Origin of the sequence: Rhodococcus opacus B4 (genome assembly GCF_000010805.1) — a bacterium.
Classification (GTDB): Bacteria; Actinomycetota; Actinomycetes; order Mycobacteriales; family Mycobacteriaceae; genus Rhodococcus_F; species Rhodococcus_F opacus_C.
This window is the reverse complement of sequence record NC_012522.1, coordinates 5,939,709-5,963,288: the sequence shown is the minus strand read 5'-3', so window position 1 is coordinate 5,963,288 and position 23,580 is coordinate 5,939,709. Positions and strand designations below refer to the sequence as shown.

19 protein-coding genes are annotated in these 23,580 nt (G+C 66.6%); 8 read left to right on the top strand and 11 right to left on the bottom strand.

From position 1 onward, the window contains the following. Positions 1-54: 54 nt before the first annotated feature. The 6 genes from ROP_RS27205 to ROP_RS27180 all read right to left on the bottom strand — a co-directional run bounded on the left by ROP_RS27205 (position 55) and on the right by ROP_RS27180 (position 7,473). On the bottom strand, positions 55-1,002 hold the full coding sequence (locus ROP_RS27205) for a Coenzyme F420 hydrogenase/dehydrogenase, beta subunit C-terminal domain (RefSeq protein ID WP_231868993.1): 948 nt from the start codon (positions 1,000-1,002) through the stop codon (positions 55-57). Between the two features lie 267 nt (positions 1,003-1,269). Then, entirely contained in the window at positions 1,270-2,595 is a 1,326-nt protein-coding gene (locus ROP_RS27200) for an O-antigen ligase family protein (protein WP_043826837.1), read from the bottom strand. Positions 2,596-2,714: 119 nt separating this feature from the next. Next, entirely contained in the window at positions 2,715-3,821 is a 1,107-nt protein-coding gene (locus ROP_RS27195) for a DUF1972 domain-containing protein (protein ID WP_015889228.1), read from the bottom strand. A gap of 34 nt (positions 3,822-3,855) precedes the next feature. Further along, positions 3,856-5,034, bottom strand: a complete 1,179-nt coding sequence (locus tag ROP_RS27190) for a glycosyltransferase family 4 protein (protein WP_231868992.1) — start codon at positions 5,032-5,034, stop codon at positions 3,856-3,858. 14 nt (positions 5,035-5,048) lie between these two features. Continuing rightward, positions 5,049-6,563 carry a sugar transferase gene (locus ROP_RS27185; RefSeq protein ID WP_015889226.1) on the bottom strand — a complete coding sequence of 505 codons (1,515 nt, stop codon included), beginning with the start codon at positions 6,561-6,563 and terminating at the stop codon, positions 5,049-5,051. Positions 6,564-7,128: 565 nt separating this feature from the next. Beyond that, positions 7,129-7,473, bottom strand: coding sequence for a hypothetical protein (locus ROP_RS27180; RefSeq protein ID WP_015889225.1), 345 nt, complete (start codon positions 7,471-7,473; stop codon positions 7,129-7,131). A 190-nt stretch (positions 7,474-7,663) separates the two neighbouring features. Between ROP_RS27180 and ROP_RS27175 the strand changes: the two genes are divergently transcribed. Further along, on the top strand, positions 7,664-8,410 hold the full coding sequence (locus ROP_RS27175; protein WP_015889224.1) for an alpha/beta fold hydrolase: 747 nt from the start codon (positions 7,664-7,666) through the stop codon (positions 8,408-8,410). Between the two features lie 27 nt (positions 8,411-8,437). Here the strand turns inward: ROP_RS27175 and ROP_RS27170 are convergent, their stop codons facing one another. After that, a complete protein-coding gene (locus tag ROP_RS27170; RefSeq protein ID WP_015889223.1) occupies positions 8,438-9,571 on the bottom strand; it encodes a glycosyltransferase in 1,134 nt (377 codons plus the stop codon). A 3-nt stretch (positions 9,572-9,574) separates the two neighbouring features. Continuing rightward, on the bottom strand, positions 9,575-10,111 hold the full coding sequence (locus ROP_RS27165) for an ester cyclase (protein ID WP_043825404.1): 537 nt from the start codon (positions 10,109-10,111) through the stop codon (positions 9,575-9,577). 145 nt (positions 10,112-10,256) lie between these two features. On the opposite strand from ROP_RS27165, the gene ROP_RS27160 reads away from it, so the two are divergent. From ROP_RS27160 to ROP_RS27135, 6 genes are all read left to right on the top strand, one after another. Next, positions 10,257-10,982 (top strand): HAD family hydrolase, encoded by a 726-nt coding sequence (locus ROP_RS27160; RefSeq protein WP_015889221.1) that lies wholly within the window; start codon positions 10,257-10,259, stop codon positions 10,980-10,982. Positions 10,983-10,984: 2 nt separating this feature from the next. Continuing rightward, positions 10,985-13,324, top strand: coding sequence for a glycoside hydrolase family 65 protein (locus ROP_RS27155; protein WP_043825401.1), 2,340 nt, complete (start codon positions 10,985-10,987; stop codon positions 13,322-13,324). Between the two features lie 175 nt (positions 13,325-13,499). After that, a complete protein-coding gene (locus ROP_RS27150; RefSeq protein WP_015889219.1) occupies positions 13,500-15,494 on the top strand; it encodes a hypothetical protein in 1,995 nt (664 codons plus the stop codon). 9 nt (positions 15,495-15,503) lie between these two features. Next, on the top strand, positions 15,504-16,964 hold the full coding sequence (locus tag ROP_RS27145; RefSeq protein ID WP_015889218.1) for a hypothetical protein: 1,461 nt from the start codon (positions 15,504-15,506) through the stop codon (positions 16,962-16,964). Then, positions 16,961-18,457 carry a glycosyltransferase gene (locus ROP_RS27140; protein WP_015889217.1) on the top strand — a complete coding sequence of 499 codons (1,497 nt, stop codon included), beginning with the start codon at positions 16,961-16,963 and terminating at the stop codon, positions 18,455-18,457. Before ROP_RS27145 ends, ROP_RS27140 begins: the two co-directional genes overlap by 4 nt. Further along, positions 18,454-20,091, top strand: a complete 1,638-nt coding sequence (locus tag ROP_RS27135; protein WP_015889216.1) for a glycosyltransferase family 39 protein — start codon at positions 18,454-18,456, stop codon at positions 20,089-20,091. Before ROP_RS27140 ends, ROP_RS27135 begins: the two co-directional genes overlap by 4 nt. A gap of 3 nt (positions 20,092-20,094) precedes the next feature. Here ROP_RS27135 and ROP_RS27130 read toward each other — a convergent pair whose 3' ends face one another. Beyond that, positions 20,095-21,180 (bottom strand): mannan endo-1,4-beta-mannosidase, encoded by a 1,086-nt coding sequence (locus tag ROP_RS27130; RefSeq protein WP_015889215.1) that lies wholly within the window; start codon positions 21,178-21,180, stop codon positions 20,095-20,097. 75 nt (positions 21,181-21,255) lie between these two features. On the opposite strand from ROP_RS27130, the gene ROP_RS27125 reads away from it, so the two are divergent. After that, the gene (locus ROP_RS27125; RefSeq protein WP_043825398.1) at positions 21,256-22,089 is read left to right on the top strand and encodes a sulfurtransferase; all 834 of its coding nucleotides are present in this window, start codon (positions 21,256-21,258) and stop codon (positions 22,087-22,089) included. Positions 22,090-22,096: 7 nt separating this feature from the next. Here the strand turns inward: ROP_RS27125 and ROP_RS27120 are convergent, their stop codons facing one another. Both ROP_RS27120 and ROP_RS27115 read right to left on the bottom strand, forming a co-directional pair. Next, positions 22,097-23,077, bottom strand: coding sequence for a cation diffusion facilitator family transporter (locus tag ROP_RS27120; protein WP_015889213.1), 981 nt, complete (start codon positions 23,075-23,077; stop codon positions 22,097-22,099). Next, the gene (locus ROP_RS27115; RefSeq protein ID WP_043825396.1) at positions 23,074-23,469 is read right to left on the bottom strand and encodes an ArsR/SmtB family transcription factor; all 396 of its coding nucleotides are present in this window, start codon (positions 23,467-23,469) and stop codon (positions 23,074-23,076) included. The genes ROP_RS27120 and ROP_RS27115 overlap by 4 nt, the downstream gene beginning before the upstream one ends. Between the last annotated feature and the right edge of the window lie 111 nt (positions 23,470-23,580).

Sequence of the window (23,580 nt, the reverse complement as noted above, 5' to 3'; positions counted from 1 at the left end):
TGATGCTCGGAGACTGCATCGCTGCCGAGATCTTCGTCCGCGGATCACTACTCGCTACCATCGCCGGGCCCGTCGAAACGTTCCGGCCATAGCGCGCAGGGTTCTGAGGGGCGACCTCATAGACAATCTCCTCAGGCGGAATCCCCGGTACCGAGGGGTCGGGTGTCCTGCGAGCCTGCTGCCCACCATCCGCCCCAGCAGCGTCGCGCGCCGCACCACCTGGAACGGTTGCACAGCTGCAACAGCGTCCGGGTCGATCGCACGGACCGCGATCACCCCCTCCTCGGCGGCACGTCGGATGATCTCCTCACCTCGCCGGGTCCGCGCGATCAGCACACTCAGACCGTCCTGATCGGTGAAATCAGGGTAACCGTCGCTGTCAGCTCGCCAGAAATCACCGGCACTGATGTCGGCGCTTTCCCCAACGCCATCCGGACAGAGCTTGCAACGCTGCTGCACTGCCGGCCCCAGATGTTGTCCCCACGAAACGTCGTAGGACGTTCGGGCCGAATTGCCGCGAGTATCCTCCACGTAGAAATCCCCCGGCCAACCATGCCCGCGATACCGCAGTGCCGCCAGGTCAGCGCCGTCGTCGACACCCAGTTCATGGATCAGGGAGTTCGTCGCGTGCTGACTAGGTACACCGGCACAAAAAAACGAGAGCAACAGTGGAGACCGTTGATCACGGGACTTCGCAAGTGCCCTCAATGCGGATATCTCACAGGGCTTACCGACGACGGCCGAAGCGGGATTGTCCACATCAGCCGCAGCCGCATTCGCGGTGGGCGCATAGCGCGACCCGGTCGCCCGCACGATATCCGACCGCGTCCGCACTGCGCTCGACTCGGTCTTCTCCGGGCTTGATTCGGACGCGGCAGCGACGACGACGCTGTCGATCTGCCCACTGGCAAGCAACCATTCGTTCAGAGCGGTGAGGGTGCCACCACTGCTTCCCCGGAATCGGATGTCCTTGTCAAGCGCGTATGCCTCCCAGATCGACACGACCGGACCCAAGAAGTCGTGACGTGTGGCTCCCGCCGGATTTTGTGCCTGCACAGAGACACCGGGGCACGATTGGCGGAACTCTGTCAATGCAGTTGGATCTGCTTCCGATGGACCGGAAACACCGATGCGCGGGCGAATGAATCCATCGTCTGCCAGCTCGAGAACTACGTCTTGGTCGAGGAGCGCACATGCGCCGCACCCGGAACAGTTCCCGCGTCGAACGACCTCTGCGATCTCGATGTGCAAGCGGTTCGGGCACATGAGTCAGAGGCCCTTCAACGAAGAGTACGTCGTGGAGCTGTCGGTAGACCGGTCGGTCGGGGAACCGCCGTCCTCGGGCGTGCCCTCGCCGTCCATCACAGGGCGAATCAGCAACGCCACGACGATCCAGGTGATACTGAACCAGAACATGCTGGTCAGCGTTGCTGCCGCAGAGAACGCCACCACCACGGCCCAGGCAATCGGCCTCCTCTGCCACGGCACGTGACGCAACACCGTGACCACGAGCCCCACCAGTAGCAACAGGCCAACGATGCCGACGTCGTAGAGAATCTGTACCGGAAGCATGATGATGTGGCCGGGCACTCCGGGCGATCCGGGTTGGTCGTGGCGCAGGCTGAATGTATTGGTACCGTTGCCGAGCCAGAGGTTCGCACCGCTCATATCCTCGGCAGCGGCCTTCGCCACTTCGATCCTGAAGCCGATGTTTCCACCCTCGAAGTCGATGTCGCCCAGCTTCCCCGACGGCTCGGGGGTCGCCGCGGGCTCGGACGGACTCGTCGCCGACGGTTCTGCACGCGCGACGTCCTCGCCAAAGGCCGGCAGGATGGTTGCCACGCCGTAGGCGACCGCAATCCCAACGACCAACACCACGGGCCCGAACCAAAAGCCCGTGCGACGCTGACGAGCCTGAAATGAACGTTTCGCCTCGTACACCAGATACACGATCAGGCCCGCGGCCAGACAGAAGACGGCCGTGCGCGTTTGTGAACCTATGACCCCCAGCGGCACAGCGACGGCGGCGATAACCATCCACACCCTGTCGCGGCCCTTTCTCGCCACCAGAAGCAGTGTCCACAGCACCAGGATCGAAGCATAGATGTTGGCTTCCTGCGACGTGAGGCGTGCCACATAGACCTGGTACATGCCGTCGAAATCCGTACCCGGTGTGAAGCCACCGTGCGAAGCATTGGCGACGATGAAAGCCGCAAACCCCGCAAGCCCCCACGGAACGACAGCCCGGATGCCGGCGTTCTCGAACCATTTCGCGCGTGCACCGAGGGAGATGATTCCCGCGAGCAGCAGTAGATCGATGACGAACCAGACGAGAATTGATGCACTTTTCCCGAGGCTCGGGGAGAACACCAGCGTGGCCACGACGTTCCATGCGACAAACACACCGAATACGAGTACCACCGGGTGTGTGAGAGCGCGAAGGAAGTCAGCCCTGGTCCGGGCATACGCGATCAGCCACCCCACAAAGAACAAGGGCACGGCCTGCTCCCATCGGAGGTTGTAGCCGGCGATGGTAACGACATAGTGGCCGAGAAAGGACGAGACGACGACCGCGATTACGAGGGCAAACGTCACCAACTCGTGCCTGTCTCGCCCGTGGATGAGCGTCCGCCACGAGGCGGCAGGGTGCGGTTCAGTGGACTGCGCAAACATCAATCAGGGTCCTAATGGTTCATCGAACAGCGGTGAGCCAATCAGCCGATCGCCGTCAGGAGAGACTCTTCGTAACGCTGGCAGACATCATCCCAGGTGTAGTAGTCGTACGCTCGCTGGAGTGCCCGGTCACGCATGAGCTGCTGGCCTGCAGAATCCGCGATGACGTCCTTCACCGTGGTGACGATCTCCGAGGCTTCCGCCGCGACGAACCTGCCCGCGTCCCCCAGTACCTCGCGGTTGTACACGGTGTCCCGCGCGACGATGGGCGCCTGGCACGCCATGGCCTGAACCAACGCGGGATTCGTTCCGCCCACACTGTGACCGTGAAAATAGGCGCCGGCATTTTGCCACAATGAAAACAGCTTTCGGTCGTCACTGACATGACCCATCCATGTGACCCGTTCATTGCGCCGGGCCAATGCGCGCACCTGCTCGTCCAGTTCGCCGCCGTAACCGGATGATCCGACGATGACGACATCACGATCGCGACTCAAGACCTCTGCAGCCTCGAAGAACTCGACCACAGTGTTCTCCGGCACGAATCGAGCAACCATCAAGACGTATTTCTTTGGTGTGAGGCCCTCGACCGGTGGGAGTGGATCGACGAAGTCGCCTCCGTACGGTATGAAGTCGCCTTCACGACCGAAATCATTTTCCCACCGACGCTTGATTTCGAGGGAGTCGACAACCAACCGCGTCGCATAGCGCGCGGTGAGTGTGGCACCGGCGCGAAATACCCGCTTTGCACCATTACCCCACTTCGCGCGCTCCCATTCGATCCCATCCACGTTGACGACTGTGGGGATTCCGCGCGATTTGAGCGCTGGCAGCCAGAATCCGTTCGCCACATTCAGTACGAGGGCAACATCCGGCTTCTTCGCTGCCGCATCCAGGCACGAGGTCAGCCCATACGAAAGTGTGCTGAGGGTGCGCGACTCGAGCCCCACCGTATTGCGGACAACAACTCTCGGGTCACGTGCGGGATCGGTAGGAACCGTCGCGCCCGGACGCGAATAGACGGTGACATCCCACCCTTTCTCCACGAGGCTCGGCGCAAGGTGCCGAATCAGGGTTTCGAAGCCACCGTAGTAACTTGGATAGCCCCTCGTACCGATGATTGCAACCGAACGACCCGCTGACGTCATTAGATTCCTGTCTTCCTGTCGAAAACCACGCTGTTCACCGGCTGAGTCGGTCTAGTTTGCGGTCCGCAAGCTCCGCGATTGCAGTTCTGATGGTCTCTACGGTCCCGTCCCAGTCCCCCGTTATCGCGCCTTCCGCACGCAGTGGTGGAGCACTCCCTTGCCCTCTCGCGGTACCGGCCAGGAGTTCGGCAATTGCATTCGAGATCGCCGACACATCATGGGGATCGACGTACTCTGCGCAGTCACCCAAATTCTCTCGCAGGACCGGTATGTCGCTGACGAGAACGCGCGCACCGAAGTACGCCGCTTCGACCGGCGGCAAACCGTATCCCTCACCGAGCGAGAGGAAACAGAACAACGCGCAGTTCTCGTATAGCCACCGCAGTTCCTCATCCGGCGCAAACTCGATGAACCTCACCGCCCCCGATGCCACGCCTGACCTCACCGATTCGCTGGACTCGGAGAATCGGCCGGATCGTTGACCGACGACGACGAGAGGAAACCGCTCGGAGACTGCACCCGATTCGAGCGCGGCAGCAATCGTGTTCGCCAGATTCTTGCGGATGTTCAGTCGCCCGACCGTGAGCAGGAACCCACCGGCCTCCAGTGGGTACGGCGGCTTTCGTCGCCGAGCTTCGAGCAACGTCGTCGACAGCCCCAGGCCGGTCACACCGACCTCTGAGGAAATCGAGTTATATGCCGAGACACGCTCTGCCTCCTGTCGCGTCGTCGTCAATACCCGGCCGGTGCGCTTCGCAAGAAAGGGGATTGCCGAGAGATAGAGCCGCTCGATCGTCGTAAACCACTCGGGGTTGCTCTGGAAGAGAACGTCATGCACGAGGACTGCGGCGCTCGACGTCGGCGCACCGAAATTCTGGAGAAAGATTGCATCGAAGTCCCGCCCCTTCCGGAGGTAGCGAGGAAGTTCGATTGCATTGATGGTCGGGTGGCGCCTCATTCGCGTCGGAATACGTTCGACTCCCGCGGGTAACGCCGCCTCGGAATTACTCCACTTGGACGGGATCGCAAGAACGAGTTCGTCATCTGGGAACGCCGACCGCCATCTGCCCACGATCTCCCGCAATACGAGTCGATTCGAATATGGGCCATCGACCCACCAAAATGCATCGACAAGAATTCGCACTACCAGGTCACCATCTCTCTCCCGATCCGCTTCGCCATGAGAAGTCACCTGAGCGACGGTCGGAACCACGTCTCCTTGGTGGATCAGTACGCACCGTCGCCGCCCACCACTGCCTTCAGGGTCTTGGCGATGATCAGCATGTCGCCGACCATCGACCAGTTCTCGACATAGGACAGGTCGAGACGTACCGAGTCCTCCCACGAGAGGTCCGAGCGCCCGCTCACCTGCCACAGACCGGTGACACCCGGTCGCACCAGGAGGCGGCGATGCACCTCGTTCTCGTACGACTCGACCTCGACACGTAGCGGAGGCCTCGGTCCCACCACACTCATTTCTCTTCGCAGCACGTTGATGAACTGTGGCAGTTCGTCGATGCTGAATTTGCGCATGACGCGCCCCACACGCGTGACACGCGGGTCGTCTCGCAATTTGAACAGCACACCGGCGCCCTCGTTGGGGCCGCTCAAGGTGGCACTGTGCCGGTCCGCCTCGTCCACCATCGACCGAAACTTCAGCATCGGGAACGGCCTGCCATCCAATCCCATTCGTTCCGACTTGTAGAACACGGGTCCCCGGCTGGTCAGCTTGACCGCGGCAGCCGCGAACAGCATGAGGGGACTGACCAGTACGAGCGCGACAATCGCAAACATCAGATCGAACGAGGTCTTCCCGAATCGCTTGGCGCCGTGATAGCGCGGCTTCTCCACGTGAATCAGGGGCAGCCCCGCGACGGGCCGCATCTCGAGGCGTGGTCCGGAAACATCCATCATCCCGGGAGCAACCACCATGTCGACGTTCAGCTGCTCGAGGTCCCACACCATTTCGCGAAGCCCGCGATGGCCCAGATGCTCGGTTGCCGTGACCGCGACGGTATCGGCCCCGGATCGCTCGATCGCGTCGACGACGTCGTGCTCGTCGCCGAGTACCGGTATCTGCCGTCCGTCCACGACGATCGTGTCTTCGGCCGCTCGATGGTGCGCTGGGATGCAGACCCCGACCACGTTGTAGCCGTCGGCCGTGCCACGGTCGAACGTCTGCGCGAGGCTGCGCACGGAGTGTTCAGCCCCGACGACCAGGACGGACGTCTGACACAGTCCGCGCGCACGCTTGCGGGCGAGCACGCGGCGCCACATCCACCGGGTGAGCAGCAGACCGAGCAGACCCGTGGGGAAGGCGATCGCCAGGTACAGCCGTGCCAATTCCACGTGCAGAAGGAGCGCTGCGATGGCGATGAGCCCGAACAGTCGCAGCGTCGCAGTGGCGATGCGCCGATATTCCTCCGGACCGCTGCCGACCACTCGTGGGGATCGCACGTGGAACACGGCGAGTATGCCGAGCCACGAGGTGACGAGGGCGACGGAAATCAGACCGTAGCTCACATTGCTCAGCGTGCGCGAGTCGACGAGGGTCCCGTAGCCGCCGAAGCGCACCCATTGGGCCAGGGCGACCGCTGCCACGACGACGAGTGTGTCGGTGAGGAGGATTCGCCTCATGTACACGGCCAGCCAGTGTCGCCGCGCGACCCCGCGCTGCGCCGGAACAGCCGCAACGCCGTGTACGACCGACGCTCGCTCCACAGTCGAGTTGAACGTCGCCATGCATCCCCTCCACTGTCGAACCGATCGCCGGCAGAGTGTGATGGTCGAGTCGGCCGTTTCGCGACAGCGGATTTCAGGACGTACAACAGTGCCGCCGTCACCCATGGCGCAACGCCTTGCGTGCCGTGCGGCCTTTACACGAAGACGACTAATGTCCTACGAGTAACGATCCAAACTGCCCCGAGCACCGCCATGTGGCTGGACGACATCGAACATTCACAACGAGTGTCGAACCTAGCAGCGCAATTCGGTTCTGTCGCATCTTCACCGCCGCGATCAGACCGCATGGTCTGAATAAACCCCCACTGAGCAGCGGTTATGCACTCGCATAATTGGCTTGGACACAGTCGATTTCGACAAACTGACCACAAGTGCTGAGGCGGAACGATTTTCGGCCGATCAGGTCTGCGCAGAGGCGCCTGGGCGCAGCCGCAGTACGGACAAAACCTTCAATACATACTCGAAGTTGGCTGCCGTCGGCCATATTCGAGCTCACCGTCGTGAATAGATACGGCATTCCGATCCGACGACGAATTCGAGTGGACGTTCCGAGGATTGAGGGCCGTTATCGCGCGACTGGCGTCCGTGCGATCCGCGACCGCACACGGGCCGTGACCTGCCAGATGAGGGTGGTGTCGTGGACGCTGATGCACGGTATTCCGAGCGCGCGGGCGCGCTGGACGGCATCCGATTCCTTCGCTGCGCAGCGCCCGTCCAGGACATCCTCGGTGACGATCACGCAGAGCACGTCTCCCTCGAATTCCCGGATCGGCTCCAGTCCGTGGAGCGCCACCCATTGCCGGACCATCGCCCACTGCGACACGTCGTTGTAGCGGGTCGGATTGCCGACGAACAACACGCGGCGCGACCGACGGGCTCGGGCGACCTCGATGCTGGAGATGGGTGACATGACGACGATTCCTGTCCACGTGAACGGCTGATCCCGGTACTGGACAACTCTCCCGCGCCACAGCGCCCACGTCTGTCCTCCGACCGGACTGTGCCTCGGATGAATTCCGCCTCCCCCGATCGGGGGACACCCCCGCACGTGAGTGGGAAAGTGTGTTCGGGCACGCATTGGCGCTCACGTGGGAGGTTGGATGATCACTGTTCTGTGCTGCCGCGGCATCGGTGAGGATCTCGACGTCAACATGCTCACCAACACCACGCAACTCCTGGACCGCGCACGGTTCGTCGTCAGGCAGGTTCCGTGGGAGGCGAGCTACGGACCGGTGCCCGACCCCGGCGGTTCGGCGTTCGACAAGGCACTGTCCGAAGGACGCGCCCTCCTGCTGCGGATGATCGCCGACGACCCGAATCCCGTTGTTCTGCTCGGCTACTCGGGAGGCGCCGCGCTCGCCGGCAACGTGGCTGCCGAGGTGGGACGGGGGCAGCACCCGGCCCTGGACGTGCGCGGCGCCGGACTGATCGCCGACCCGCTGCGGCCGGCGTCGCCGGACCTTCCGGGCTGGGGCATTGCCGGGCAGCGCCCGATCACGGGGATGCCGGTGTGGCAGATCGCCGACCCCCTGGACGCCATCTGCTGCTGCCCGGGCAACTCGCCGCTGCGCACCTTCGCGGACCAGTCGGCGGCCTTCTCGCTCGCCGACCCGCGGGCGTGGGTGGCCGACCTCCTCGATCGCCTCCGGACCCGACGGTGGCAGGCGGTGATCCTGAACTGGTGGCGGCCGTGGACGGTGTGGCAGCAGTACTCCGAGGCCATCGACGACGTCAACGGTTACCTGTTCCGGGGCGACCACACCAGTTACCGGGTGCGGCTCGCCCCGGGCACCGACCGGACCTACTGCGCGCTGCTCGCGGATCGCGTCGGCAGTCTTCCGGAGTGATGCCCGGGCACAGTGATCGCTACTGCGTCACCGCACTCCCCTGCGCCGTTCCCGGATCGGCAGGCGATCGATGAGGTCAGCGGCATGAACGGCGCCGTCATGGGCGCGGATCCGCGCTCCCAGGGTTGCCGCGGTCACCCGGTGCGGTCCGTCGACGAGCAACTCGCCGACTGCCGACCGGATGCGCTGGGGTGCGGCCGTCTTGCGGAGGCACCGGGCGACGCCGCGCTGCTCCAGACTGCGGCCGATCATCTTCTGATCGAGCGCCGGGTGAATCGGCAGAATCACGAGGGGCAGGTCGTGCGCGAGGGCGCGCATGGTGGTGTCGTGACCGCCGTGTCCGATCACGAGGGTGGCGGTCGGCAGGATCTGTTCGTGTGGAACGTAGCCGTGCACTTCGGTGTTCGGGCCCGCCGTGAAGGTTGCCGGGTCGACGGACGGTCCGGTCGTGACGACCGCGCGGGCGGGCAGTCCGGCGACAGCCTCCAGGATGTTCCGCAGGGCCCGCTGTTGTCCGTCGAAGTTGAGGCTGCTGAGACTGACCAGGATCAGCGGATCGCGTTCGGACACCGGTGTCAACGTGGACGGCATCGGATGTCGCACCACCCCGGTGTAGTGGACACAGGCGGGCAAGGATCGGCGGGAGGCCGGATCGAGTTCCTTCTCGGTGGTGACCAGGGCCAGGTCCGATGACGCCCACAGCTGCAGAGGCCGCTGACCTTTCAGACGGGCCATCACCGGCGTCGGACCCCGTGTCACGCCCCGATACATGAACTCGTAGTAAGTGTGCACCAGCGTCACACGCGTCAGCTGCGCATCGTCGGCGGCTTGCAGGGCCCCGTACAGAAAGCAATCGACCACCACCACGTCGGTCTGCTCCCGCGCGACGGTGTCGAGTAGATCGATTCCGGGCCCGTTATCGGTGAAGACCGCGAGCGATTGGTACACGCCCGCGATACCGGGATGCCTGGTCGTCGACTGCCAGGGTCGTGCGTGGGTGTACGGCGTGAACCGGAAACCGTGTCCTTCGATCCGCCCGCGCTGCTGGGCGTGCCCGAGGAATCGGACCTGATGACCGCGGTTGCGCGCCTCCGCCGCGATGCCGAGTGCGGGCGGCACGTTGCCGCCGCCGTCCCACGTGACGAACAGGATGCGTGCCATCGATCAGCGCGGCGCGTTCCTGCGCGCTGCCCGCTTGGCCCAGGCGTTGCGTACCAGCGACAGCGGGGTAGGCGGCACCCAGCCCAGCTGGACTGCCTGACCGAGGTCGTCCCGGGTCGCCCAGTGCTCGACGACGCGGCCGTCTTCGACGCGCAGCCAGTGCGACTGCTTGACCGCGAGCACCCGCCCGGTGGGCGCGAAGACCTGGTCGATGGATCCGCGCTCGTCGTAGACGACGAAGGGCCCGACGTGCCTGCCCTTCATGATCGTGTAGACGACGGCCAGATCGCCCTCGACGACGACGTCCTCGATGTCGAACCGCAACTCCGAGAAGGCGGTGCGCAGCCATACGGCGGTGGCGTAGAACGCGTCGGGTCCGCGTCCGCGCGTCCGCGGGGGTTCGGTCGCACTCTCCCGGTTGAATGCGCCCGGGTGGACGACGGCATCGAAATCGGCGCGGCTTCCGTTCGCCATGATCTCGATCGACCGAACAGCGAGGGATCTCACGTGGTCCGACGGGACCGGTTCCTCCACGTTCACGGTGCACTCCGCAACAGTCGGTTGGAACTCTCAGTATTCGGCCGTTGCCGACTCGAAGTCAACGACCTCGTGCCGGTCGATCGGGTGCAGGATTTGCGCGCGCCTCAGCACAACGGCGGTCGACGGCGGTACCGTCGGGAAGGTGATGGGACTGCCTGATGCGATCTCGGCCTGCTTGTTCGATCTCGACGGTGTACTCACGGCAACGGCGGTACTGCACCGGAAGGCGTGGAAACGCACATTCGACGAGTTCCTGAAGCATCGGGAGGGCGCGAATTTCCACCCGTTCACCGACCAGGACTACTACGACTACGTCGACGGACGCCCCCGCGCCGACGGGGTCCGGACCTTCCTCACCTCCCGCAGCATCACGTTGCCGGAGGGGTCGCCGGACGATCCGCCCGGCGCCGAGACCGTGAACGGCGTCGGGAACAGCAAGAACCGGCTGCTGCTGAAGGTCATCGACGAGGAGGGCCCCAGCCCCTACCCCGGCTCGGTTCGCTACATCAGCGCGGCCTACGACGCAGGCCTGAAGATCGCCGTGGTCACCTCGTCCGCGAACGGGAAGGCCGTACTCGACTCCGCCGACCTCAGCCGCTACGTCCACGTCCGCATCGACGGACTGGTGATCCGGGAGCAGGGTCTCCGCGGTAAACCGGCACCGGATTCGTATCTCGCGGCCGCCCGCGCACTCAACGTGCACCCCGACCAGGCCGCCGTGTTCGAGGACGCCCTGTCCGGTGTGGAATCGGGGCGGGCAGGGGAATTCGGTTACGTCGTCGGGGTGAACCGGGGCGATCAGGCCGACGCGCTTCGTGAGCACGGCGCCGACGTGGTGGTGAACGACCTGGCCGAACTCCTGGAGAGGTGAGCATGGACGACAAGGGCTACGAGATCTCGCCGTGGCAGCTCAAATGGCGCGGTCTGGATCTGGAGGCACTGCACGCCACCGAATCCACGTTCGCACTGTCCAACGGGCACATCGGGATTCGTGGCACGTTCGAGGAGGGTGAACCACGCGGTCTTCCCGGCACCTATCTCAACGGGTTCTACGAGCAACGCCCGCTACCGTATGCGGAGGCGGGCTACGGCTACCCCGAGGACGGACAGACGGTCGTCAACGTGACCGACGGCAGCATCATCCGCCTGCTCGTGGAAGACGAGCCCATGGACATGCGGTACGGCAGCGCGCCCGCGCACGAGCGGGTACTGGACTTCCGCTCGGGCACTCTGCGCCGCACCACCGAATGGACGTCACCGACCGGACGCCGGGTCCGCATCCATTCGGAACGGCTCGTGTCCTTCACCTCCCGCGCGGTCGCCGCCATCCACTACGAGGTCGAGCCGCTCGACGGCGACATCGAACTCGTCCTGCAATCGGATCTGCTCGCCAACGAACACATTCCGACCCGCACCGACGATCCGAGAGTGGCGGCCGCCCTGGACCGTCCGCTGGTACCTGATTTCGCGGCCGCCCACGACTATCGTGCGGTGCTCGCCCACCACACGAGAGCCTCGGGACTGCGGATGGCCGCGGGTATGGACCACGAGGTCGAGTACCCCGCCAACGGGCGGTGCAGCATCGAGACCGAAGAGGATCTGGCCCGGCTCACCGTGGCCGTGGACATCCCGCAGGGTGAGCGCCTGAAAGTGACGAAGTACCTGGCGTACGGGTGGTCGGCGAGGCGGTCGACGCCGGCCTTGCGCGGCCAGGTCGAGGGAGCGCTCGCCGGAGCACTCGAAACCGGCTGGGAGACCCTGCTGAAACGGCAGCGGGAGTACCTCGACGTGTTCTGGGAGACGGCGGACGTCGAGATCGACGGAGACGCGGAACTTCAGCAGGCGGTGCGGTTCGCACTGTTCCACGTGCTGCAGGCGGGTGCCCGCGGTGAGTCGCGCGCGATCCCCGCGAAGGGCCTGACCGGCCCCGGGTACGACGGGCACGCGTTCTGGGACACCGAGACGTTCGTGCTCCCCCTGCTCACGTACACGGTGCCGGATTCGGCGCGCGACGCCCTGCGCTGGCGGCATTCCACGCTGGACAAGGCGAAGAACCGCGCGGTGCAACTGGGCCAGGCCGGCGCCGTGTTCCCGTGGCGCTCGATCAACGGCGAAGAGTGCTCCGGCTATTGGCCCGCGGGAACGGCGGCGTTCCACGTGGGAGCCGACGTCGCCGTTGCGACCTCCCGGTATCTGGCCGCGACCGGGGACGAGGAGTTCGAAGCCGAATGCGGCGTCGAACTGCTCGTGGAGACGGCCCGTTTGTGGACGTCGCTCGGTCACCACAACGCGCAGGGCGAGTTCCGGATCGACGGCGTCACCGGACCGGACGAGTACACCGCCGTCGCCGACAACAACGTGTTCACCAACCTCATGGCGCAGAAGAATCTGCGTGATGCCGCCATCGCGTGCGAGAAGAACCCCGGACTGGCGCGCGAACTCGGGGTCGACGACGAGGAAGCGGCGCTGTGGCGAGATGCCGCCGAGCACATGCGCATACCGTTCGACCACGCTCTCGGCGTGCACCAGCAGTCCGACGCCTTCACCCACCACGACGAATGGGACTTCGAAGGCACCCCACCGGAGCACTATCCGCTGCTGCTCAACTACCCGTACTTCGACCTGTACCGCAAGCAGGTGGTGAAGCAGGCAGACCTGGTGCTGGCGATGTATCTTCGCGGCGACGCCTTCACCGACGAACAGAAGATCGCCAACTTCGCCTACTACGAGGCTCTGACGGTTCGGGACTCGTCGCTGTCCGCGTGTGTGCAATCCGTGATGGCAGCCGAGGTCGGTCAACTCCAACTCGCCTACGACTATCTCGCCGAGGCCGCTCTGACCGATCTCCACGACCTCCACTCGAACGTGGAGAACGGTTTGCACATCGCATCACTCGCCGGGACGTGGATGGCGTGCGTGGCAGGATTCGGCGGGATGCGCGACCACGACGGTGACATCTCCTTCGCACCCCGGATACCACCCCAGCTGGTCAATCTCTCGTTCCGGATGACGGTGCGGGGCAGCCAGATCCACGTGGACATCCGCGCCAAGACCGCGACCTACCGCCTGCTGTCGGGCGAACCGGTGCAGCTCGCCCATCACGGCAGCAGGTTCACACTCGACACCTTCCCGGTGACACGGCCGATCCCGGATCCGCCGAACACCACGGCCGTACGTCAACCGTACGGCCGGGCGCCCGTACGTCGCGGCTGACGTCGGAGAATTCGCGGTACCCAACTTTCCCTGCACGCAAACACAATTGCGCCGCCCTGCGACGGACCGCGTTTCGCCAGACGAAACCGACTGGTTCGCTGTAGCGTCATGCACGACCGTCCCATTTGTGCCTTTCGAAATACTTCGACGACACGCCGCACCGAAAGATTCGCCGATGCCCGTTGCCGTACCTGTCCGCTCACACACTGCCCGACTGCTCGCGGTGCTGGCCGCGTGTGGGCTGACGTTGTTGTCGCTTCCGGTGGCGCATGCGCAGGATCCGGAGTCCACGGAGATCGAACCGCAGCCGAGTGGCACGGTTTCGCTGGATTCGCGGACTCTCGGGTTCGGTGAGGCGGTGCCGTTCCGCGGCAATTCCGACGAGGTGACGGTCACGGTGCCGGTTCCGCAGGGCCTCACGCCGACGTCGCTCGACGGGGTGGTCGACCTTCCCGGCAATGTCGGGCGGGCGTGGATCGATGTCGAGTCCGCGGGTCGTTCGCTCGGCCGGGTGGATCTGCCGGGGGCGCCTGCCCGGAGTGCGCCGGTGTCCATTCCCCTCGCGGGCGCCGAACTGACCGAGCAGGCGGTCGCGGTGACCCTCCGCACGACGCTGGTGCCGCTGGACGCGATCTGCCCGCAGGACTGGACGGCACGCAGCCTGACCTTCCGCGACGTCCGCGCCGCGTACAGCGGGACTCCCGCGAACCCGACGGTCGTCGCGGATTTCCTGCCGCCGGTCCTGCAGCAGTTGAACCTCTACCTTCCCGGCGATCCCAGTTCGGCGGAGAGCGCGGCGGCGGTCGACCTCGGCGCGGCCGTCGTCGCCTATTACGGCGCGCAACCGGTGCGGGTCGACGTGCGGCGCCTTCCCGACGGGCAGTTGACGCCGACGTCCGCCGACAGCCCGTTCGAGCGTTCCGTGGTGATCCGCGAGAGCGGCACCGCCGCCACCGAGTTGGTCCCGGCCCCCACGGGTCCGCCGGCTCTGCGGCTGACGGGTGACGACCGCACGTTGCAGAACCAGAGCCGGCTGATCACGAGCCAGGTGGCGAGCATCGCGGTGGAGGCCCGCGCGACGGCCGGTTCGATGGACAACCCGCCGATCCTCGCCCCCACGTCCACCACGCTGCGCGGGCTCGGCCAGACCAACCTCGGCTCCACCTCGCACGGCCGCGCCGAGGTCGCCCTGGGACTGGACCAGACCCGGCTCGGCCGGGCCTCGGACACGGTGCGAATCAACCTGCAGGGCACGTACACGCCGCTGCCGAGCAGTCAGAGCGGTCTGATCACCGTCTCCGCGGGCGACCGGCAGGTGGCCAGCTGGGCCGCCGAACCCAGTGGTGCGATCGACCGTTGGATCGACGTGCCGAACGACGCGCTGCGCCGAGTCACCACGCTCACCGTCGCGCTGCAGACCACGGGCGCCACCAACCAGTGCGGTCTCGAACAACCGGTCACCCTGTCGATCGATCCCGACAGCGAGGTCACCAGCGAACCGTCGGGCACTCCGCATCCGGGTGGGTTCGAGTCGCTGCCGCAGTCGTTGCTGCCGAGCGTCGACGTCGCGGGCACCGTCGGCGGATTCGACGACACGGCACGCGCCGTGGCCGTGGTGACGGGACTGCAGTCGCTGACCACCGTCGAACTCGACCCCCACTGGGTGTCGATCGACGAGGCCGTGGGTTCGGAGGCGCCCGCCATCCTCATCGCGGCCGACGGGAATCTGCCGGACGGCGTACCCCTGCCCCTGTCGAGCACCGAGGACTCCACGTTCGAACTGACCGATCCGGCGACCGACGGCTCCACGACCGTCACGTTCGGCGCACCGATCGACTTCGCGTCGCTGCAGACCGCGTTCGACGGCACCCGGCAGGTGGTCGTCGCCGGATCCACCGGTGTGCCCGGCGAACTCGATCGCACACTCGAATGGCTGCGCGCCACGCCGGATCGCTGGGCGAGCCTGAACGGTGACATCCTCTTCACCGCCGCGAACCGCGACCCCGTCGAACTGTCGATACCGGACACCGCCGGCGGCGCGGTCTCGTCCGGCGTCTCCACGACGGTCGCGTGGGTGCTCGGCGTCGCCGGCATCCTGCTGCTGGTGGGCATCGTGATCGCGGCCGCCGTCGTGATGCGTCATCGCCGGACCCGTCCGCTGCCACGCTGAGCGGCTCACATGATCATCGGCAACGTCGCCCTCGACGCCGCGATCCGGCTCACCGTCCGGTGGATTCTCATCGCCGCCGCCACGGTCTTCGCGTTCTGGAAGACGTGGCAGGACGTGTGGCGCAGCACCACCGAGGGCACCGCCATCGGCTACGTCTTCGTCGTCCCGGCGCTGTGCATCTGCGCCGCGATCGGCATCTCGTTGCGGCGCGACGGCGAACTCCCCATCCACGACCGCCAGACCGACAAGATCGTGGGCGGCATCGGGCTGCTCGTCACCCTGGCGATGCAGGGGCTGCTCCTCCCCCGGTTCGCCGAGGACTACCAGTTGATGCACATCGACGTGGTCGCGGCGTGGTTCTTCGTCATCAGTTCCGCGGTCCTCGTGTTCGGTCTTCGCCCGGTCTCCCGGTTCTGGCCGGTGTGGGTGCTCGCGCTGGGGCTCGGTCCCCTGACCTACCGATCGCTGGCAATCCTCCTCGGTGGCCAGCGTTTCCACTACGGCCTCATCATGGTGGTCCTCGCGTCGGGCGCCACCGCGATCGCGGTGAGCCGCAGCAACCGTCGCGCCGCCGTCGGTTTCGCCTGCTCGGTGGCGCTGGGCAGCATCGCGCTGTGGGCCACCATCAAGCTGTTCCCGACGGCGCCGTCGTTCGCCACCCAACTGGGTCCGGCGCTCACCACGTCGATCGTCGTCGGAGCCTGCTTCTACGTCCACAAACGTCGGGGCGGAAGTATGGCACCGTTCGACCGGCCCGTTCGGCGCCCCACCACCGTCAACAGCGGCTTCACGTTCGTCGCGGTGTTCGCGGCCGCCGCGGTGCTGTTCGCGACGCCTCTGCCCGACGAGAACCTGACCCCGGTCTCCCCCGGACCGGCCCCCGCCGCGCACGCGGGGATCGTCGTCCCGGGCGGCTGGCAGGAACTCGACTTCACCGAGTACGGCTGGCCGCGCAGGTACTACGGTTCCACGTCGCGCATCACGCGGCAGACCATCCGCACCACCGAACCCAACCCCGCGTGGGACGTTCAGAACCGCCCCCGCACCGTGCAGGTGGACACGCTGTCGGTGCGCAGGCCCTCCACGCTCGAGGTCTACCCCAGCCACACGCAATACCAACTGCAGAACGCCCGCGTCAGTTCGAAGGTCTTCATCGACATCGGCCGCGGGGTCACCGCCGAGATGTACACCGTGGTCGACGACGATCTCCTCCTCACCTGGAGCAATCTCAACTTCGTGTGGGTGCGGAGTCCGGGTCTGACGCAGCGGGTCAGCCTCATCACCGTCGACAATCACGAACCCGACGCGCTGTTCCCCGAACCGGCGCCGTCGATGGCGTCCAACGGCGCCAACTCGCTGGCCGTCCTGCTGCGGGGCAAGACCGCGGTCTCCGACACGGAACCGGAGTACAAGGACCGGGAGATGCTCGAAACCCTGGCACGCGAGATCGTGGAGGCGCAGCAGTGGTGACCCGCGAAGACGACACCTACGACACCGAGTTCAAGGCCGCCGCACTCCACGACGCCGTCAACGGCCTGCGCGAGAAGCATCCGATGTCGTCCGCCTCGGTCGCGTTCTACCCGTGGCAGCGCAACCTGCTGCTCACCCTTCTGGCCGTGGGGATCGCGTCCGGGTACTTCTTCCCGATCCCGACGCTGGTGGCGGTCACCCTCTTCTGCACGATCGCGTACGTCTGGACGCTGGCCGACCGGCTGATCCTGTTCTTCCGCGGCCTGGACGGCAGCACCATCGTCAGCATCTCGGACGAGGACGCCCTCGCGCTGACCGACGACCGGTTGCCGCCGTACACGATTCTGGTGCCGGCCTACAACGAACCGGAAGTGGTGGCCGATCTCATCGCGGCCATGCGGGCGCTGAGCTATCCCGAGGAGAAACTGCAGGTGCTGCTGCTCCTCGAGGAGGACGACGACGTCACCATCGACGCCGCGAACGCCGCCGGAGTGGGCGACGTGGTCACCATCCTCCTCGTGCCGCCCGCCGATCCGCGGACCAAGCCGAAGGCCTGCAACTACGGGCTGCACTTCTCGACGGGCGAGATCGTCACCATCTACGACGCCGAGGATCACCCGGACCCGCTGCAACTGCGAAGGGTCGTCGCGGCGTTCGACCGGCTCCCCGACAACACCGCGTGCGTGCAGGCGAAGTTGGCGTTCCACAACGGGACCCAGAATCTGCTCACCGCATGGTTCACCGCCGACTACGCGTTGTGGTTCGGCTTCATCCTGCCCGGACTGATGCGCAGCGATTCGCCGATCCCGCTCGGGGGCACGTCGAATCATCTGCGGCGCAGCGTGCTCGACGAGATCGGATCCTGGGATCCGTTCAACGTCACCGAGGACGCCGACCTGGGTGTGCGCATCGCCGAATCGGGATACCGCACAGCGGTCCTCGATTCCACGACGCTGGAGGAGGCGAACAGCGACGCCATCAACTGGATCCGGCAGCGGTCCCGCTGGTACAAGGGCTATCTGCAGACGTGGCTGGTGCACATGCGCCGACCGGTCGGCCTGTGGCGGGGACTCGGCGCCGTCGGGTTCTTCCGGTTCACGGCCCTCATGGCGGGGACGCCGCTGATCGCGTGCCTGAACATGGTGTTCTGGCTGATCAGCCTGGCCTGGATCCTGGGGCAGCCGCACGTCATCCAGCAGGAGTTCCCCGCGTACGTGTACTTCCCGGCGCTCATCTCGCTGCTGTTCGGCAACGTCGCGGTGCTCTACATGAATCTGATCGCGTGCCGGGAGACCCGGAACTCGGCGCTGCTGATCGCGGGACTGACGACACCGCTGTACTGGGTGATGATGAGCATCGCGGCGATCAAGGGCACCTACCAGTTGATCCGGAACCCGTCGTACTGGGAGAAGACGTTCCACGGACTGTCCGCACCCAACGGATCGAAGCCGGCCGAGGCGGTTGCGGCAGACGCGACGGGGACCACACCGTGAGGCCGACGCGGTGGCTGTTCTGGGGCTGCACCGCACTGTATGTGGTGGTCGGGCTGTATCTGGCTGTCGGGCACGGATTTCTGATGGGCGATGCGCTCAGTCGCATCTCCGCCGCACGCAGCGTCCTGTTCAGCCGGGACCCCCACCTCGCCGCGATCGGTTTCGTGTTCACACCGCTGACGGCGGTGGTCCAGTTGCCGACGGTGCTGCTCAGCCACTGGTGGCCCGGGCTCACCGCCTGGGGTGTGACGGGGGTGGTGATGTCCGCGCCGTTCATGGCAGGCGCGGTGGTGCAGATCTTCAAGATCGGCACCGACCGCGGCTGCCCGGCGTGGCTGATCTGGGCGGTCACCGCACTGTTCGCGCTCAACCCGATGATCGTGTTCTACGGCGGCAACGGCATGAGCGAGGCGCCGTTCCTGCTGATGATGTGCTGGGCCACCCGCCGGCTGATCCGCTGGTGCACCACCGACGACATCCACGACCTCGTCGCCGTCGCGGTCGCCCTCGGACTCGCGTATCTGGCCCGGTACGACGCGCTGGCCGCCGGACTGGCCGTGACGGTGTTCGTCTCCGCCACGACCCTGCTGCGGCAGGGGTGGAAGAACAAGCGGGAGCTGCTGTTTCCCGCCGCACTCGACGCCGTGCTGGTGGCGCTGCCCACCGGGGTGGCATTCCTGGCGTGGGCGGCCACCAGCTGGCTCATCACGGGCGAGGCCCTGCAGCAGTTCTCGTCCACGTACGGCAACTCCAGCATTCTCGCGCAGAGCGGTGGCGGGTCCACCGACACGTCCTACGCACTGGTGTTCTCGATCGCCGAGACCGTCGTCCTCGGGCCCGTCCTCCCGCTGCTGGCCCCGATCGTCGCCGTGCTGGCCTGGCGCCGCCGGGACCTCGAGGTGGTGGCGGCCGTGGTGGTGCTGGCCTCGGTGATCGTGTTCGCCACCCTCAGTTACATGCGCGGACTGACGTTCCCGTTCCTGCGGTTCTACATCTGCGCCCTGCCGTTGATGGCGGTGCTGGCATTCCAGCTGGTGCCGGCCGGTGGTGCGCTGGTGGAGCGGCGCCACGGCCCGCACGGGTTCCCGCGGCGCGTCGCCGTCGGATCCCGGTCCGTTCCGGCGGCCCTCGCTGTCGCGCTCGTCATCCTCACCCCCGTCGCAACCGGTGCGCTGATGGTGTCGCCGGCGCTGTCCAGTCAGCAGTACGCACTGGAATCGGTCGTGGTCCCCGCGCCGGACGACACCTCCGACAAGCGGCGCGCCGAGCGCCGGATCATCGCCTCGTTCAGCACCGAACGGGAACTGGCCCACCACATCGACGAGATGAAACTGCCCGAGGGTTCGGTGCTCATGGACACCGTCTACGGGTTCGCCGTGTACACCGCGACCGACAACCCGCGCACGTTCGTCATCCCCTCCGACCAGGACTTCACGTCGATCGTCAATCGGCCCGCCGATCACGGCATCCAGTACGTCCTCGCGGTCCCCAACACCGGTCGCGGCGAGTCGGATGCCGTCAACCGGCGGTACCCGACTCTCTACGAGACCGGGGCGGACATCGCCACGCTGGAACTCGAGATCCCGAACGACGGCCAGGACCAACCCACCTGGCGGCTGTACCGGGTGCTGTGACCGTCAGCGGGTGCCGTTGCGTTCGCGGAGCACACCCCGCACGGGATCGTCGGGACCGATGTCGTACGTGCACTGGCCGGGCCGGGGGTCGGGCACGAACGCCCACAGCAGCGCGCCCGCGGTCCCGGCCGCACGCTGGCCGTCGATCTTCACGGCCACTTCCCGGGCCCGCTCCACGACGGAGACACAGCCCGCCCCCGCGTACTGTCCGATCTCCGCGACGAGGAGCGGCTTGCGGAGGTGTTCGGCCTGCTCGATGTGCACGGCGAGGCCGTTGTAGCGGTCGCCCGGCAGGGGAACGCCGTCGGCGCCGTAGTCGTGATACTGCAGGACGTCGAGAGCGGGCGACGCGCCGACGAACTCGTAATCCGTTCCCGCCGTTCCACACTGGCCGCCACCGATCATCCCGAGGGTGATCGGATGGCGGTCGTCGAGGCTCCGGACGAGACCACCGGCCGCGTCGACGAACGTCCGCAGCGTCTCGCCCGCGGTGTCCGTGCAACTGTGGAACGGGGTCAGCGGTTCGGGTTCGCCGATCAGCTCCCACATCGCCAGCGACGGCGAGCCCCGCCACCGCTTCACCGCGGTCGCCACCCAGTCCCCGTAGCTGAGCACCGAACCGGGGGCGACACTGCGCCAGCCGCCGTCGTACCATTCGCTCGATTTGAAGATCTCGTCGCCGCACGATCCGTCCTGCGCGGCGAGGACCGGGATCACCAGCTGCCGGTGCGCCTCGGCCGCCCGGAAGACGTTGTCGATGCCGGTGAAGTCCAGCGCGCCGGTCGCCTTGTCGATCGCCAGCCACTGAAACGCGTTGAACCGGGTGAGCGAACCCTCCGGCAGGCTGCCGAAGAAACCGTCCAGGTCCACCTCGGCACCGCACCCGCGGTTGACGGACCAGTCGGTGGCCAGCTGATAGGCGTTCAGCCCGGCGGGCCACCATGGCCGGCCGTCGAGGGTCAGCCCTGCCGCGGACGCCTGGACCCGCGGCACCGGCGGCGGCTGCTGCGCCGGCTCGGCCGCTGCGCATCCGGCGAGCCCGAACAGCGCGGCCGCAAGCAGCATCGCCGTCGTGCGACGTCCTGTCATTCGTTTCAGAGTGCCAGGTTCCCGTCCCGGCGGCACACCGAACCCGCGTTGTGCGACAGTGGTCCGATGAGCCCAGTGGTGACGGTCGACGAGTTGGCGCAATCGCTGAGCAGCGACGCTCCGCCCACCCTCCTCGACGTGCGGTGGGCGCTCGGCGACACCGAGGGCAGGCAGCACTACCTCGACGCGCACATCCCCGGGGCCGTGTTCGTCGACCTCGACACCGAACTCGCCGCCCCGGGAACCCCGGAACTCGGGCGGCATCCGTTACCGGCGGTGCCGGATCTCCAGGACGCCGCACGCCGATGGGGAATCCGGGCGGGCAGTCCCGTCGTGGTCTACGACGCGACGGGCAACCTCGCCGCCGCGCGGGCATGGTGGCTGCTGCGCTGGGCGGGAGTCGCCGAGGTGACGATGCTCGACGGCGGTTTCGGCGCGTGGACGTCGGCGGGCCACCCCGTCCGATCCGGCGACGAGCAGGCGCGCGTCCCCGGTGACGTCGTGCTCGCCGCGGGCCACCTTCCGACGTTGACCGCGGACGAGGCCGCCGAATTCGCTGCCGCGGGCTACCTTCTCGATGCCCGCGCCGCCGAGCGGTATTCGGGAGCGACCGAACCCGTCGATCCCCGCGCCGGGCACATTCCCGGTGCCCGCAGTGCCCCGACGTCCGAGAACCTCGGGCCCGACGGCCGGTTCGTGCCGGTCGAGGCGCTGCGCGCACGGTTCGCCGCGGTCGGCGCCGAGCCCGGACGTCCGGTCGGCGTCTACTGCGGATCGGGCGTGACGGCGGCCCATCAGGTCGCGGCGCTCGCGCTGGCCGGCATCGACGCCGCCCTGTACCCGGGGTCCTGGTCGCAGTGGTCGTCTGATCCCGACCGACCGGCGTCCACCGGTCCCGACGCGCGGTGATCGCGAGTCACGCTCTCTGACCGAGACTTTCGTGCGCCGGGTAGGCGTGGATGAGGGCGGTGCTCAGCTTCGGGACCGCGTGGGTGAGCGTGTGCTCGGCGGTGTGCGCGACGCGGTGGGCGTCGCCCAGGCTGGTCGCCGGGTCGACGTCGAGTTCGGCGTCCGCGTGCAGGTGGTGGCCGATCCAGCGCATCTTCACGCTCCGCACCCCGACCACGCCCGGTTCCGCGGCGAGGGCCCGTTCGGCGGCGTCGACCAGTCCGGGGTCGACGCCGTCCATCAGCCGCCCGAACACGTCACGGGCCGCGGTCCGCAGCACCAGCAGGATCGCCGCCGTGATCACCAGGCCCACCACCGGATCGGCGAGGGGAATACCGGCCGCGACTCCGCCGGCGCCCAATACCACGGCGAGAGAGGTGAATCCGTCGGTCCGCGCGTGCAGGCCGTCGGCGACGAGGGCCGCGGACCCGATCCGCCTGCCGACCCGGATGCGGTACAGCGCCACCCACTCGTTGCCGGCGAAACCGATGATCCCGGCGAGCGCCACCCACCCGAGATGCTGGATGGGCACGGGGTCGAGCAGGCGCCGGATCGCCTCCACGCCCGCGACGACCGCGGACAACGCGATCATCACGACGACGAACAACCCGGCGAGATCTTCGGCCCGGCCGTATCCGTACGTGAACCGCCGGGTGGCCGCCCGCCGCCCGAGGGCGAACGCGATCCACAGCGGGACCGCCGTCAGCGCGTCCGAGAAGTTGTGGATCGTGTCGGCGGCGAGCGCGACCGATCCGGACAGCACCACCACGATCACCTGCGCCAGGGCGGTGACGCCGAGCACCACCAGGCTGATCTTCACCGCCCGGATGCCGATCTCGCTCGCCTCGAGCGCGTCGTCGACACTGTCCGCGGAGTCGTGGCTGTGCGGGGCGAAGATCTCGTGGAACACCCCGCGCACGCCTGAATGTCCGTGGCCGTGGCCGTTCATGAGGCGTCTCCCTCCGCGCCGTCGTGGAGAACCTGCAGGTCCCCGGCCGCGCGATGATGTCCGGGAATGCCGGGGCCGGCATGCTCGGCGTTGAACACGGCGTCGGTGACCAGTTGCTGCACGTGCTCGTTGGCGACGCTGTAGTAGATGGACGTGCCCTCCCGCCGCGTGTGCACGAGGCGGGCCATCCGGAGCTTGGCGAGGTGCTGCGAGACGGACGGCGCCGGCTTCCCCACCCGTTCGGCCAGCTCGTTCACCGACAGTTCGCCGCCCACCAGCTGCCAGAGCACCTGGACCCGGGTGGGATCGGCCAGCATGCGGAAGACCTCGACCACCAGCCCCACCTGGTCTTCGTCGAGTCTGCGCCGGCAAACACGCTTATCTGCATTCATACGCAGATAATAGGTCACTTCGAGTTGTGATGCATCAGACACCGAAAGGACTTACTTGCTTGCACTAACGATGTATATAGTTGCTTGCATCAAGTAAGTCGTCCTTCAGGG

Bases quoted from the DNA above. Each gene is read 5' to 3' on its own strand.
- ROP_RS27195 (WP_015889228.1), bottom strand. From the start codon at position 3,821: ATGACGTCAGCGGGTCGTTCGGTTGCAATCATCGGTACGAGGGGCTAT.
- ROP_RS27185 (WP_015889226.1), bottom strand. From the start codon at position 6,563: ATGGCGACGTTCAACTCGACTGTGGAGCGAGCGTCGGTCGTACACGGC.
- ROP_RS27180 (WP_015889225.1), bottom strand. From the start codon at position 7,473: ATGTCACCCATCTCCAGCATCGAGGTCGCCCGAGCCCGTCGGTCGCGC.
- ROP_RS27175 (WP_015889224.1), top strand. From the start codon at position 7,664: ATGATCACTGTTCTGTGCTGCCGCGGCATCGGTGAGGATCTCGACGTC.
- ROP_RS27170 (WP_015889223.1), bottom strand. From the start codon at position 9,571: ATGGCACGCATCCTGTTCGTCACGTGGGACGGCGGCGGCAACGTGCCG.
- ROP_RS27160 (WP_015889221.1), top strand. From the start codon at position 10,257: ATGGGACTGCCTGATGCGATCTCGGCCTGCTTGTTCGATCTCGACGGT.
- ROP_RS27155 (WP_043825401.1), top strand. From the start codon at position 10,985: ATGGACGACAAGGGCTACGAGATCTCGCCGTGGCAGCTCAAATGGCGC.
- ROP_RS27150 (WP_015889219.1), top strand. From the start codon at position 13,500: ATGCCCGTTGCCGTACCTGTCCGCTCACACACTGCCCGACTGCTCGCG.
- ROP_RS27145 (WP_015889218.1), top strand. From the start codon at position 15,504: ATGATCATCGGCAACGTCGCCCTCGACGCCGCGATCCGGCTCACCGTC.
- ROP_RS27130 (WP_015889215.1), bottom strand. From the start codon at position 21,180: ATGACAGGACGTCGCACGACGGCGATGCTGCTTGCGGCCGCGCTGTTC.
- ROP_RS27120 (WP_015889213.1), bottom strand. From the start codon at position 23,077: ATGAACGGCCACGGCCACGGACATTCAGGCGTGCGCGGGGTGTTCCAC.
- ROP_RS27115 (WP_043825396.1), bottom strand. From the start codon at position 23,469: ATGAATGCAGATAAGCGTGTTTGCCGGCGCAGACTCGACGAAGACCAG.